The organism is Bradyrhizobium sp. LMG 9283 (assembly GCF_045571415.1).
Lineage (GTDB): Bacteria > Pseudomonadota > Alphaproteobacteria > Rhizobiales > Xanthobacteraceae > Bradyrhizobium.
The window spans coordinates 8,176,739-8,189,672 of sequence record NZ_CP120691.1 but is presented as its reverse complement, the minus strand read 5'-3'; the positions used below and the strand labels follow the sequence as shown (position 1 = coordinate 8,189,672).

General features: G+C 63.4%; 7 protein-coding genes, 1 tRNA gene and 3 pseudogenes. 4 read left to right on the top strand and 7 right to left on the bottom strand.

All coding sequences use genetic code 11. From position 1 onward, the window contains the following. Positions 1 to 105: 105 nt before the first annotated feature. Positions 106 to 1,562 (bottom strand): annotated as a pseudogene (locus tag P6U29_RS38115) (coniferyl aldehyde dehydrogenase). 309 nt (positions 1,563 to 1,871) lie between these two features. Between P6U29_RS38115 and P6U29_RS38110 the strand changes: the two are divergent. After that, a tRNA-Met gene (locus P6U29_RS38110) sits at positions 1,872 to 1,948 on the top strand. Between the two features lie 193 nt (positions 1,949 to 2,141). Here the strand turns inward: P6U29_RS38110 and P6U29_RS38105 are convergent. From P6U29_RS38105 to P6U29_RS38085, 5 genes and pseudogenes are all read right to left on the bottom strand, one after another. Next, complete coding sequence (locus tag P6U29_RS38105; RefSeq protein WP_407115248.1) at positions 2,142 to 2,348, bottom strand: pentapeptide repeat-containing protein; 207 nt, start codon at positions 2,346 to 2,348, stop codon at positions 2,142 to 2,144. Further along, the gene (locus tag P6U29_RS38100; protein ID WP_407115247.1) at positions 2,345 to 2,797 is read right to left on the bottom strand and encodes a pentapeptide repeat-containing protein; all 453 of its coding nucleotides are present in this window, start codon (positions 2,795 to 2,797) and stop codon (positions 2,345 to 2,347) included. Before P6U29_RS38100 ends, P6U29_RS38105 begins: the two co-directional genes overlap by 4 nt. A 266-nt stretch (positions 2,798 to 3,063) precedes the next feature. After that, positions 3,064 to 3,609, bottom strand: coding sequence for a hypothetical protein (locus P6U29_RS38095; RefSeq protein WP_407115246.1), 546 nt, complete (start codon positions 3,607 to 3,609; stop codon positions 3,064 to 3,066). A gap of 99 nt (positions 3,610 to 3,708) precedes the next feature. Further along, a pseudogene (locus P6U29_RS38090) lies at positions 3,709 to 5,112 on the bottom strand (MATE family efflux transporter). 39 nt (positions 5,113 to 5,151) lie between these two features. Further along, positions 5,152 to 5,652: pseudogene (locus P6U29_RS38085) on the bottom strand (hypothetical protein). Between the two features lie 291 nt (positions 5,653 to 5,943). Here P6U29_RS38085 and P6U29_RS38080 point away from each other — a divergent pair. Then, entirely contained in the window at positions 5,944 to 8,997 is a 3,054-nt protein-coding gene (locus tag P6U29_RS38080) for an ATP-binding protein (protein WP_407115245.1), read from the top strand. A gap of 92 nt (positions 8,998 to 9,089) precedes the next feature. Here the strand turns inward: P6U29_RS38080 and P6U29_RS38075 are convergent, their stop codons facing one another. Next, positions 9,090 to 10,295 (bottom strand): ABC transporter substrate-binding protein, encoded by a 1,206-nt coding sequence (locus P6U29_RS38075; RefSeq protein ID WP_407115244.1) that lies wholly within the window; start codon positions 10,293 to 10,295, stop codon positions 9,090 to 9,092. 154 nt (positions 10,296 to 10,449) lie between these two features. Here P6U29_RS38075 and P6U29_RS38070 point away from each other — a divergent pair, with 154 nt between their 5' ends. Together P6U29_RS38070 and P6U29_RS38065 are read left to right on the top strand one after the other, a co-directional pair. Further along, a complete protein-coding gene (locus P6U29_RS38070) occupies positions 10,450 to 11,229 on the top strand; it encodes a FadR/GntR family transcriptional regulator (protein ID WP_407115243.1) in 780 nt (259 codons plus the stop codon). Between the two features lie 54 nt (positions 11,230 to 11,283). Beyond that, positions 11,284 to 12,894 (top strand): acyl-CoA synthetase, encoded by a 1,611-nt coding sequence (locus P6U29_RS38065; RefSeq protein WP_407115242.1) that lies wholly within the window; start codon positions 11,284 to 11,286, stop codon positions 12,892 to 12,894. Positions 12,895 to 12,934: the final 40 nt, after the last annotated feature.

Here is a 12,934-nt window from a genome sequence, read left to right as displayed (position 1 = left end):
TCGGGGGCCGTCCACCCCATCATTGCGAGCGCAGGGAAGCAAGCCTGTCACTGCGGAGAGATTCTGGATTGCTTCGCTGCGCTCGCAATGACGGTGTTCGACGAGCTACGACATGAACCGCATCAACTTCTCCAGCCGCGCGATCTTGCCGCCATAGGGCGGATAGAGATCGGCGAGGCGGTTGAACTTGGAGCGATAGAACACCGGCTTGTGCTTGCTGAACGTCTTGAATCCCCATTCGCCGTGATAGACGCCGGTGCCGGACGCGCCGACGCCGCCCATCGGTTGGTTGATTTGCGTGAAGTGAAACAGGCAGTCGTTGATGGTGACGCCGCCCGAGACGGTGCGCGCCAGCACCTCGTCGCGCGCGCTGCGGTCCTTGCCGAACCAGTAAAGCGCGAGCGGCCGGTCGCGGGCGTTGACGAAGGCGATCGCCTCCGCCGCATCGCGAGTGCCGAGCACCGGCAGCACCGGGCCAAAGATCTCCTCCTGCATCACCGCCATCGCGTCGGTCGCACCAAGGATCAGCGTCGGCGGGAATTTGCGATGCGCCTTCCAGTTGGGATCGTCGGGCTTTGCCGGTTGCAGGATTCTTGCACCACGCTGCGCGGCATCCGCAACCAGGCCTTCGAGCCGGGCATAGTGCCGGTCGGAGATGATGGAGGTGTAGTCCTTGTTTGAAGGATCGGTGCCGAGCATGCGCCGCATCTGCGCGCGCACCTTCTCGGCGAAGGCCTGCAGCGAGCGGTCCGGCACCAGCACATAATCCGGCGCGATGCAGGTTTGCCCGGCGTTGAGCAGCTTACCGTAGGCGATCCGCTCGGCTGTCTCGTCGAGATCGGCCGAGGCGTCGATGATCGCCGGCGACTTGCCGCCGAGCTCGAGCGTGACAGGCGTCAGATTGCGTCCCGCGGCCTCCGCGACCAGCCGCCCGACTCGCGTCGAGCCGGTGAAGACGAGGTGATCGAACGGCAGGCTCGCAAAGCCGCTGGCGATCTCGTCCTCGATGCCGGTGACGAGCACCTCCGCGGTGTCGAACCGCTGCGCGACCGTCTCCCTCAGCAGCGCCGCGAAGTGCGGGACCAGCTCGCTCGGCTTGATGATGACGCGGTTGCCGGCGGCAATGGCGCCGATCGCGGGCGCGAGCGTGAGCTGGAGCGGGTAATTCCACGGCGCGATGATGCCGACGACGCCGAGCGGCTGCGGCATCAGCCGGTTGCGCGCGGCAGGAATTGCAGCGCGGTCGCGACGCGCTGCGGCGTCATCCAGGCCTTGAGGTGCTTTGCGGCATGCCGGATCTCGGAGAACACCAGCATGATCTCGGCGATGGTGGTCTCGACCGCCGAGCGGTGGCCGAAATCGGCCGAGATCGCCTACCGGAAGCGCTCTTCATTGTCCGCGACCACCGCGCGCAGCCGCGCCAGCCGGTCGAGCCGCTGGGCGAGGCCCGGTACCGGCTCGTTCCGCGACCGCGCGCGCATGGTGTGGAAGGCCTCTTCGAGGGCCCGCAGCGGGGCGCTCGTCAGGGGGCGATCCAAGGGATGATCCAAGGCGTGGTCCATGGCGGTCCTCCCCAAGACGGCGTTTCGCCTCTGTTTGTTGCCGCAAGCTGGCCCTTTGCGGAAGTTCTGGCAAGTATGCGGCAAATCGACCGGAATCCGGTCCATCTGCCTGTCATAAAGTCGAAAAAAACGTTCTCGCAGCCCTTTCCAAAGGCACCTCGCCTTGATACATACGCCCCGCACCCGACGGGCTTTGGCCCCGGGTTGCCTTCCAAGGAAGCCTTTGGGACAGAAGAGCCAAGCCACGCGAACAGCGCCGGCCCTCATCCACCGTCCCCGGCATTTTGGCGAAGGCGCGCAGCGATTTAACGCGGGGTGGAGCAGCCCGGTAGCTCGTCAGGCTCATAACCTGAAGGTCATAGGTTCAAATCCTATCCCCGCAACCAAATTCGGATTGACCGGATCCGATACGAAAATGGCCCGCTTAATGCGGGCCATTTTTATTTCGGCAGAGGCTATTGCAAGGCCGTTTGGCCCCATCCGCAGGCTCAGCTTGGCGAGACGTTGCAGCAATGCGGACTTCTTGTCGCTCGATCGAATGTCCGCCCCGCAATTCCCGAAGGTGTTCACATCCACCATCTACATCTTTCCCCCGATGAATCGGAGCATCCCGGCCTCGGTCGGGTTGAACCCGCGGGGAAAGACGGTGCGATCGTCGTATGTCGCGCCGCTCAGCCTTGCCCCGGCAAGACGTGCATCGGTCAAATCGGCGCCCCTGAACCATGTGAGCCGCCAGTTAGGCAACTCACTGACGGCATTGGCGCCGGAAAGATCAGCGCCGATCAACTTCGCGCCAGTGAAATCCGCACCGCCATATTGGCCTGACGCAAGTCGGCACCTGACAGGTCAGCTCCAATGAAATCGGTCGAACCGCCGAGATTGTCGAGCCCACAATTGGCACTGCGAAGGTCGGCTCGGCGCAGATTGGCGTCATTGAAGGTTGCGCCGTGCAGATCGCAACGCGCCAAAATGGCGCCTTCGAGCAGCGCATCGTGAAACATTGCCCAGTAGAAGTCCGCTTCGGTCATGTTCACGCCGGCGAGCTGAGCGAACATCATATCGCGGCCCTGCTGCACCGTCCCGGCGAGCGAGCAGTCGTTGGGCGGCAGGCGCACCGTACGATCCAGAGGGTCATCCTCTTCAGGCAAAGCATTGGGATCATCGGATCTAGCCATGCAACTCTGTCGCGCGATCTGACGTTTTCGTTCGATCCGGCGTCGGTTGCGAAAGATCAATAGCCTGGAAGATGTTCACTGTGTCCGCGAGGCAGGAGGCGCCTCGATCAGATGGCAACCTGAACCGAATGCCGGTAGCGGTGGTCGCGTCCGCCCCCGCAACCAAATTCGGATGACCGGATCCGGTACGAAAATGGCCCGCGTGAAGCGGGCCATTTTTGTTTGGGGGGCGGGATGGTCGCCGGCGGTCTCCGAGGAGACCAGAACGCGGGCCGGCAAAGTGCCAGCTCGCGCCAGAGCAGGACGTGACGTCGCCGAGATGCGGCTTACTTCTCGGAGTGCCCTGCGGAGCCTCTGCCGAGGGCATCCGCCTTCCGCGGCTTGGTCGTGTAAGGGCAGACCATGGTCAGGTTGAGCAATGTCGGCGCCTGGTCTTCGCCGTTGCCGTATTCCCAGACCAGACGAATCTCGTGCTGATCGGAATTGGCGTCGTCCTTCTGGTGCTGCCGGATATCGGCCTTCATCGGGATCGGCGGCTCCGAATTGAAGCACTTGCGGATGGACGCATCCAGCAGCGCGCATTTCGTCGGCGGGACCACGACGCGCTCGTCGTTCGATAGCGGCGTGGTGTTGGGCTGGGCGGTTAGCTGAAGGCGGGCATGGCCCAAGGCCTTGAACCACACCTTGCCGCTGCCGTTCGGCCAGCTCTCCAGCGGCGACAGGATTGGTTGATACTGGCCGTATTCCATGGTCTCGATGTCGATCTGCTTAGAGGCCTTGAGCCGGGCGACGCTCCTCTTCATGTTCTCGAGCGGATAGTAGTTGCGGTTCATCAGGTCTTTGTATTGCTGGTCGTCGTATATTCCCGCCATCGATAGCTCCCCAATTCCTTGACCCGGCCCCTGAGAGCGTATCATTCGAAAAGAAACGACGTCAACGAAAGCAACCTGAGGGCGTTTCGTCGTGCGTGCCTATTTGTCGGCGACGCTCGCCAAATTCAGTTTGCCTCTCGTGTCCTCCTTGCGTGGCCCCCAGCGCGTAAACGCAACTGCTGCGCAGGAGAGAAGGCCGAGCGACGCCATCGAAGCGGCTGTGAGCATGAAGAAGCTCTCGGCGCTTGTCTCCCGCGACATCAGATACCAGCCGCCAAGAACGATAAAGAGGAGGCGCGCTGTCTGCGCCAGCACCGGACCGAGCACGTTGCCGGCGCCCTGCGACGAGAAATACATGGCCGAGGCAAGTCCGAGGAAGGCGTAGAACGGGGCGACGGTCCGGAGAAACTGCCGGCTGGCGACATCTGCGTCGGCATTGTCGGTGAAGAGCCGAACCCACGGGTCCGGGAAGAGAGCGACCGCGCTCGCGAGCGCCCCGACGACAACGAGAGCTACGAGGCCGGTCGTCCAGGCGATGCGGCGGGCGCGTGCGATACGTCCGGCGCCGATCGCAACGCCGATCATTGGCACCGAGCCGATGCCTACGGAAAAGGCAATGGTCGCCAGCACGTATTCAAGCCGTGCGCCGATGCCATACGCCGCGAGGACCGCCGTCCCAAACACGGCCAGCATATGAGTGAAGACGAGGTTGGTCAGCGTGTTTTGCAGCGGGGAGAAGCAGGCGACCGCGCCGACCTTGAGGATGTCGGCGAACAACCCCCATCGCATGCGAAGCCCTCGTAGCCGCGGAACGATGCGACCCCGGCCGGAGAACAGGTACCAGCTCATCACCGCGATGTTGATCGAATAGGCGATCAGCGATCCTGTCGCGACTCCTGGCATCCCGAATTGCGGTACAGGCCCGAAGCCAAGACCCAGCGTCCCGCCAAGGATAATCTGGCAGATCGCGGAATTGACGATCATCAGCGATGGAAGTTTCATATTGCCGGTGCCGCGCAGGACACCGGCCAGGATATTGACCAGCTAGGTGAGCACGGCTCCGCCGAAGTAGACCTGGCTGTAGGCAGTTGCCTGCGCCAGCACGTCACCCTGGCCGCCGAGCAACTCCAGGAGTTGCCGGCCACCGAGCAGCATCCCCAGCATGAAGACGAGGCCGAAGAAGATCGCGATCAGAAGCGCGTGCGTGGCGAGATTCTCGGCCCGGTCGCGGTCACCCGCGCCGAGCGCGCGGGCAATTGCTGAGGACACGCCCCCGCCCATGGCCGCGCCGGACATGCTCATGGTCAGCATCACGCAAGGAAACACCAGCGCCATCGCCGCCAGCGCCTCGACTCCCAGTCTGCCGATGTACGAAGTTTCCGCGATCGCAACCAGGGTGCCGGCCGAAAACGCGAGCGCATTCGGCCAGGCAAGCGAGAGCAGCGTGCGCAGGATCGGTCCGTCGAGCAACGCATTCGCGGCTGAGCGCGGCGGCGATGACATCAGGCCTTCCTCCGTCGACCCGTCAGGTTCGACCCGAGATCAGGACTTGGGAGGCTTATGCGGGCAGACCATCGTCAGATAGAGCAGCGTCGGCTTGTCCGAGCCCTTCTTGTATTCCCACTCCAACCGGATCTCGTGCCGATGGGCATAGGCGTCGCTCGCCGCGTGGCTGATGATGTTGGTTTTCATCGGGATCGGCGGTTCGGAGTTGAAGCACTTCCGGACGCAGGCATCGAGCAGGTCGCACCGTGTCAGAGGGATGACGCCGGGCTCGTCCCTGGACAGGGGGACCGTGTTGGGCTGGGTACTAAGGTCGACGCGAGCCCGGCCCTTCTCTTTGTGCCAGTACTTGGCGCTGCCTTGCGGTCATTTCGACGGCGGGTTCAAGATCAGGTGGTACTGGCCGTACTCCAAAGTCGGTAGATCGATGTCTTCCGAGGCCTTGAGCTTGGCCACACTCCTCTTCATGTTCGCCAGCGGATAGTAGTTGCTGTTCATCAGGTCTTTGAATGGCTTACCGGTATAGACGATCATGCCCATGTATTCTGCCCCTCAATGAGTGCTTGGCTTCCCCGGGAAATATGCAGCTCTGCGAAGCTTGACGGCGAGAACAAGAGCCTGGCGGTCCGTCGTTCAAAGCCACTTTTCGCGCAGCTCTTTGCAAGCTACCACCTGGGACTGTGAAACGTCCAGATCAGCAACCGGCTCGGGGGCTCTATGCCCAGGATGAACTGCATGCCCCGTTGCTAAGCAGGTTTTCATAAGCGATCTTATGGCCATCGTTCGCAGTGGCCGACCGACCATACCGCTGCAAGGTCTTGAGAGCACGGAATGCTTTGCACGGCGTGTCAGTCGACGATCGACCCAGGCGACAGCCGCTGCCCCAATTGCGGCGCAGGCGTGCGCCGCTCCGATCCCGACAGTGAACGACGGTTTGTCACAATCCTTCGGGCCGATGTGATCGATTCCACCGGGCTCGTTGCCGAGCTGGACCCGGAGGAGGCGGTCTCACGCCTGGAGCCGGCGCTGGCGGCGATGAGAGGGGCGGTCAGGCAGTTCGGCGGCATCGTCAGCAAGGAGTTGGGTGACGGGTTGGCCGCCGTATTTGGCGCCCCGATCGCCGATGACAACCATGCGCCGATGGCCTGTCACGCGGCGATCGAGCTCGTGCGGCGAGTCGCCAGCCTGGGTGACCCCGGTCTTCAAGTGCGGGTCGGCCTGCACTCCGGCCATGTGGTGGCCTACATGGTCGCCAGCGAGTTCTCCAAGGTCTACGAAATCGGTGGTGCCGCGCAGCACCTGGCCGCGCGACTGGAGGCCGCCGCCGAGGCGAATCAGATCTACGCCTCGGAAGCCTGTCAAAAGCTCGCCGAGGGACATGTCCGGTTTGAATCGCTGGGCCGCAAATCCCTGCGTGGCTTCAGCCAGCCCGTGCCGGTCTACCGGATCGTGGGCGCGAGCGACCTGTCGAGCTGGCGGGTGCGGCGGGCGCGCAGTGTCTCCCGCTTCGTCGATCGTACGGCCGAGCGGGCCCTGCTGGAGCGTACCGCCGGAAACGCCAGTGCTGGTCGGCAGACGGTTCTGCTACTTGGCGATGCGGGTATCGGCAAATCGCGACTCGCGCATGAGTTTGCTCAGGAACTGAAGGCCGACGGCTGGCGGTTGATCGACGCCGAGTCCAGTCCAAACCTTCAGGGTGCGCCTTTCAGCACGCTCAAGAGGATTTTGCTGTCGGCAATGGATGCGGCAGCGAAGGATCCCGACGGTTCGTGGGATCCCCGGAAAGACCTGCCGCCAATCCAGCAAGCCGCGCTCGAGGCGGTGCTTGACTTGCCGATATCGAATCTGCGGTGGGACGAGCTGGAGCCTCACGCGCGGGGACGCGCGATCTCCGATGCAAGCTGTGCGATCGTCGGAGGCTTGGCCAATCGCCAGCGGACGGTGGTTTTACTCGAAGATCTGCACTGGATCGACCGAGCCAGCGATGTTGTCGTAGCTGCCATTGCATCGCTACAGGCGGCCGGACTTCTCGTGCTCTTCACCTCGCGACCCGATGGTATGCCGGTTTGGATTGCGCGCTGCCAAGCAGAGATCGTCGCAATGCGGCCCCTCGACAACGATTCGGGGCTGGCGATGCTGGCTGACATGCTTGGCTCCTCCGAGTCGAATGCCGATTTGAGAAGCCGGATCATTTCTCATACTGCCAACGTCCCTCTGTACATCGAAGAGGTTTGCCGCGGATTGAAGGATAACGGCACGCTGCGCGGCCAATGGGGCGATCTTGCGCTCGTGCGTCCAATTGACGAACTCGGCATTCCCACGAGCATCCAGGGCGTCATTGCAGCGCGTCTCGATCGGATGTCTAAGCAGGAACGATCTGTTCTACAGATCGCAGCCACGTTGGGGCCGAGATCGAACGAAGCCATCCTGCGGAAGATCACAGCCCTGCCTGAGGATGTCTTGCAGGGTTGTCTCGTAGCACTGGACCGCGCCGAGTTGCTTGTCAGGATCGATCGCGAACTGGAGAATTCCCTGGAATTCCGCCATGAGATGGTCCGGCAGGTCACCTACGATTCAATGGTCGAAAGGGTGCGCGAAGATATCCATGCACGCGTTCTTGTGGCGCTTGAGGGCAGCGAAGGCGATGCCGAAGACCCCGACAAGCTCTGCTATCACGCCACCCGTGCCAAGGATTGGGACAAGTCGTTCAGCTACGGGAGGGCCTCGGCAAGAAGGTGCCTGGCGCGATCTGCATTCACAGATGCGGCTGATTATTTCGAGATCGCGATGAGGTCTTTGGACATGACGCCGGCCAGTTCCGCGAGGGAAGCGAATGCCGTGGATGTTCGCATCGAGGCGCGCGCGGCGTTCATTGCGTCCGGCCAGATTTCCGAATGGCTGAACCTCGGCAAGGAGGCCGAGCGTCGCGCCGATGCGATCAACGATATCGGACGGAAAGTAGCGGCCATGACGGTCATGGCGGCCGCACAGAATTTCTACGGCACGCCGGTAGAAGCAGTCACCATCGGCGAGGAAGTCGTGCGCCTCGCGGAAGAGTGGGGCAATCCGGGCTGGCTCAATGCCGCACAATACGGTCTCGGCCAGGTGTACTTTCTTGCCGGTCTTTATCGAGAAGCCGATCAGCTTTTCGCGCGGACCTGCGCACAACTGTCCGGGCCGGACGCCCGTGCTCCCTTTGGCTCGACCCCGAAATCCGCGTTGTTGCTGTGCTGCATGATGAGCAGCATCAACAATATCGTCATGGGCGAGCTCGATGCCGCCGAGCAGCTCCAGCAACAGGCCGCCGCGATTGCCGAGGAGACCGGCCGTCCCTACGACCGCGTCGCCGCCGCCTATAGCGGTGGCTGGCTGAAGCTCGGGCAGAACGATCCGGTGGCGGCCGCTGCCATCCTCGAAGACGGCTTCGTGCTGGCGCAGAAGCACGGCATCCGGCTGTTCGTGCCGGTGCTCGCCTGCCATCTCGGCATCGCCTATCTCGAGCAGGGGCTGTTCGAGCGGGCGCGGGGCATGCTGACCGAGGCGCGCGAGGAGGCGAGGGCGGTCGGTTATACCTCGGCGGTGCTGCGCAGCTCGATCTATCTGGCGCTCGCCACCCACCGCCTCGGCGATGTCAGGGCCGCGCAGAACATGCTGCGCGAGGCGCGCAACACCGCCCGTCAGCAGGGGTTTTCAGGTCTCGAGGCAGAAGCCTCGTTCGGCGAAGCCGTCGTGACCCCGCCATCGGATGCGGCGAACAAGGCCGCTATCCTTGTCGCTCTGCGCGCCGCCATCGCGCTCGCCTCCGAAAGCGGCGCGCTGCCGCTGAAGCACAAGGCCGAAGCGATGCTGAGCGCGATGCTGGCGAGCGGCGACGAGTTCACCTGACTCTGCCTCGGGCCGGTCCGCGATGGCGCCGCTGCGGCCGACCTCAGCGCCACTGCGAACGAACTGAGGCCAATCGACCGGTTGTCCCCGTGTCACTTCACAAGCGGGCAGCCGCCATCCTTCAGCGGCCGGAACGCCTGGTCGGCCGGGACTTCGGCGAGCAGCTTGTAGTAATCCCACGGCCCCTTCGATTCCTCCGGCTTCTTCACCTGGAACAGATACATGCTGTGCACCATGCGGCCGTCTTCGCGCAGCACGCCATTGTCGGTGAAGGCGTCCTTCACCGGCAGCTCGCGCATCTTGGCCATCACCGTCTTGGTGTCCTTGGTGCCGGCGGCCTGCACGGCCTTGAGGTAATGCAGCGTTGCACTGTAGGTCGCGGCTTGATTCATGGTCGGCATGCGCTTGACGCGCTCCAGGAAGCGCTTGCCGAAGGCGCGGGTCTTGTCGTTGAGGTCCCAGTAATAGGCCTCGGTGATGATCAGGCCTTGCGCCAGCTTTAAGCCAAGGCTGTGCACGTCGGAGATGAACATCACGATCGCAGCCAGGTTCTGGCCCGCGGCGACGATACCGAACTCGCCGGCCTGCTTGATCGCGTTGATGGTGTCGCCGCCGCCGTTCGCCAGGCCGATGATCTTGGCCTTGGATGCCTGGGCCTGAAGCAGGAACGAGGAGAAATCCGCCGTGTTGAGCGGATGCTTGACGCTGCCCAGCACCTTGCCGCCGGAGGCCTTCACGACGTCACCGGTGTCGCGCTCGACCGAATGGCCGAACACGTAATCGGCGGTGAGGAAGAACCAGGTATCGCCGCCGTTCTTGACGATGGCGCTGCCGACCGTGTGCGCGTTGGCATAGGTGTCGTAGGTCCAGTGCGCGGTGTAGGGCGAGCAGGATTTTCCGGTGATGTCGGAGCTCGCCGCATCCGTCACGATCATGATCTTCTCGTACTGCCTCGACAGCTCCATCACCGCGAGCGCAGTGGCCGAGGTCGGCAGGTCGATGATCATGTCGACGCCTTCGGTCTCCCACCATTTGCGGGCGATGGTGGAGGCGACGTCGGCCTTGTTGAGCACGTCGGCACTGATCATGTCGATCGGCTTGCCGAACATCTGACCGCCAAAATCCTCAATCGCCATTTTGGTGGCCTCGACATTCCCCATGCCGCCGATGTCGGAATAGACGGATGAGAAGTCGGAGAGCACCCCGATCTTGAGCGGCGCCTGCTGGGCCGAGGCGGGGGTCATCAGCGCAGCCGACAGCAGGCCGGCCGCAGACACGAGGGCTGCGATAAGTCTCATGGGTACGTTTCCTCTTAAGCGGAACTATTCTGCCCCTTTTGTCCGACAAAGCTAAAGCCGGGTTTCGGCTGAGTCAATTTGCTTCGTGCACCGCATAAATACCGCGGTTTGACGCATTCCGCCGCCGTGATTATAGTTTGTCCGACAATCGCCAATGGGGTCCGATTTGCCCGTCGCGCCGCTCTTTCGCCCGATCGATGTCGCGCCCGCCTATCAGAAGGTCGCCGACGCCATCGAGCGCGAGATCGTCAATGGCCGCATCAAGCCGGGCGATCCCATCGGCACCGAGCACGACCTGGTGCGCCAGTTCGGCGTCAATCGCTCGACCATTCGCGAGGGCATCCGCGTGCTGGAGGAGGGCGGGCTGATCCGGCGCGATTCCTCGCGTCGCCTACACGCCTGCCTGCCGCGCTACAGCAAGCTCGCAAGCCGTCTCAGCCGCGCCCTGGTCCTGCATGAGGTCACCTTCCGCGAGCTCTACGAGGCCTCGATGACACTGGAGGTCGCCAGCATCGAAGGCGCGGTGGAGCGCGCGAGCGAGGAGAATCTCGCGGAGCTCACCGACAATCTCGCACGCAGTGAGGCCGTGGTCGGAAATCCCGCAGCGCTCGCCGAATGCGACGCCGAATTCCACGTGCTGGTCGCCAAGGCGTCACAAAATCGCGTGCTCCAGCTCGCGCGCGAGCCGGCCGCGCAATTGTTCTATCCGACCACGGAAATGATTGTGACCGGTGTCGCCGAAGGCGGCCCGCGTCTCGTCGCGGCGCACCGCCATCTGATCGACGCGATCCGCCGCCGCGACCGCGAGGCCGGCGTGCTGTGGACGCGCCGGCACTTGCAGGATTGGCGACGCGGCTTCGAGAAGATCGCGTCGCTCGATCGTTCGGTCGAGCACATGTACATGGAGCACGCGCAGGCGGCCCGGCGCAGATAGCGCCCGTGGAATTCAAACGGCTTCAACAAACAAAGACAATCATTGGAGGAACACATGACCGGCGACACCGCAGCCACCATCTCGAAAGCGCGCGAGCATTCCATCGGCGATCTCCTGCGCCGCTCGGCCGGCCGGGAGCCGAACAAGCTCGCGGTGAGCTGCGGCAATGTCAGCTGGAGCTTTGCCGAGATGGATGCGATCTGCAACCGGCTCGGCCGCGGCCTGCTCGGTCTCGGCGTCAGGAAGGGCGATCGCCTCGCCGTGCTCTCCCGCAATTCGCACGCCTTCGCCGCGCTGCGCTTCGCCGTGGCGCGGATCGGCGCGGTGCTGGTGCCGATCAACTTCATGCTCAATCCGGATGAGATCAATTTCATCCTGAAGAGCTCCGGCGCCAAGCTGCTCGCGACCGGACCTGACTTCGTCGAGCCCGCGCGCGCGGCCAGCGCCAAGGATTGCGCGGTCGAGAAGATGATCTGGCTGCCGGGCGAGGATCCCGCGTCGGCTCCCGCGGGTCTCACCACCTTCGACGATCTCCTCAGCCCCGACAGCTCGTTCCTGGACGCTTCCGTCGACAGCCGCGATCTCGCGCAGATCGTCTACACCAGCGGCACGGAATCACTGCCCAAGGGCGCGATGCTGACCCATGAAGCCGTGATGTGGCAGTATGTCAGCTGCATCATCGACGGCGGCATGAGCGCGGAGGACAAGTTCCTGCACGCGCTGCCGCTGTATCACTGCGCCCAGCTCGACGTGTTCTTAGGCCCGCAAATCTATCTCGGCGCCTCCGGCGTCATCACGGGCAAGCCGACAGCCGACAACATTCTGGCGCTGATCCAGGCACACAAGATCACCTCGTTCTTCGCGCCGCCGACGATCTGGATCGCGATGCTGCGCTCGCCGAATTTCGACAAGACCGATCTGTCGACCCTGCAGAAGGGCTATTACGGCGCCTCGATCATGCCGGTGGAGGTGCTGCTCGAGCTGCAGCGCCGACTGCCCAGCGTCAAATTCTGGAATTTCTACGGCCAGACCGAGATTGCGCCGCTTGCCACCGTGCTGCGGCCTGAGGACCAGCTTCGGAAAGCGGGCTCCGCCGGCAAACCCGTGCTCAATGTCGAGACGCGCGTCGTCAACACGGCGATGGAGGACGTCAAGGTCGGCGAGGTCGGCGAGATCGTGCACCGCTCGCCGCATCTGCTCTCCGGCTATTACAACGATCCCGTCAAGACCGCGGCCGCGTTCTCCGGCGGCTGGTTTCACTCCGGAGATCTCGCCACCGTCGACGAGGAAGGCCACGTCACGGTGGTCGACCGCGTCAAGGACATGATCAAGACCGGCGGCGAGAATGTCGCGAGCCGCGAAGTCGAGGAAATGGTCTACCGCATCCCCGCCGTCTCCGAGGTCGCCGTCGTCGGCCTGCCTGATCCGCGCTGGATCGAGGCGGTGACCGCGATCGTCGTGGTCAAGAGCGGCGAGACGTTGGACGAAGACACCGTGATCAAGCACTGCGCCGGCCAGATGGCGCATTTCAAGGTGCCCAAGCGCGTCATCTTCGTGGATAGCCTGCCGAAGAATCCGAGCGGCAAGCTGCTCAAGCGCGAGCTGCGCCAGCGCTTCGTCGGCGGCGAGACGCTCGACAAGGCGATCCAGAAGAATTTTGGCTGAGGGCTGGATTGCTTCGCTGCGCTCGCAATGACGGAGAGGA

What these genes read in the sequence shown, in the direction of transcription:
- P6U29_RS38075 (WP_407115244.1), bottom strand. Translation starts at nt 10,295, where the DNA reads ATGAGACTTATCGCAGCCCTCGTGTCTGCGGCCGGCCTGCTGTCGGCT.
- P6U29_RS38080 (WP_407115245.1), top strand. Translation starts at nt 5,944, where the DNA reads ATGCTTTGCACGGCGTGTCAGTCGACGATCGACCCAGGCGACAGCCGC.
- P6U29_RS38095 (WP_407115246.1), bottom strand. Translation starts at nt 3,609, where the DNA reads ATGGCGGGAATATACGACGACCAGCAATACAAAGACCTGATGAACCGC.
- P6U29_RS38070 (WP_407115243.1), top strand. Translation starts at nt 10,450, where the DNA reads ATGGGGTCCGATTTGCCCGTCGCGCCGCTCTTTCGCCCGATCGATGTC.
- P6U29_RS38065 (WP_407115242.1), top strand. Translation starts at nt 11,284, where the DNA reads ATGACCGGCGACACCGCAGCCACCATCTCGAAAGCGCGCGAGCATTCC.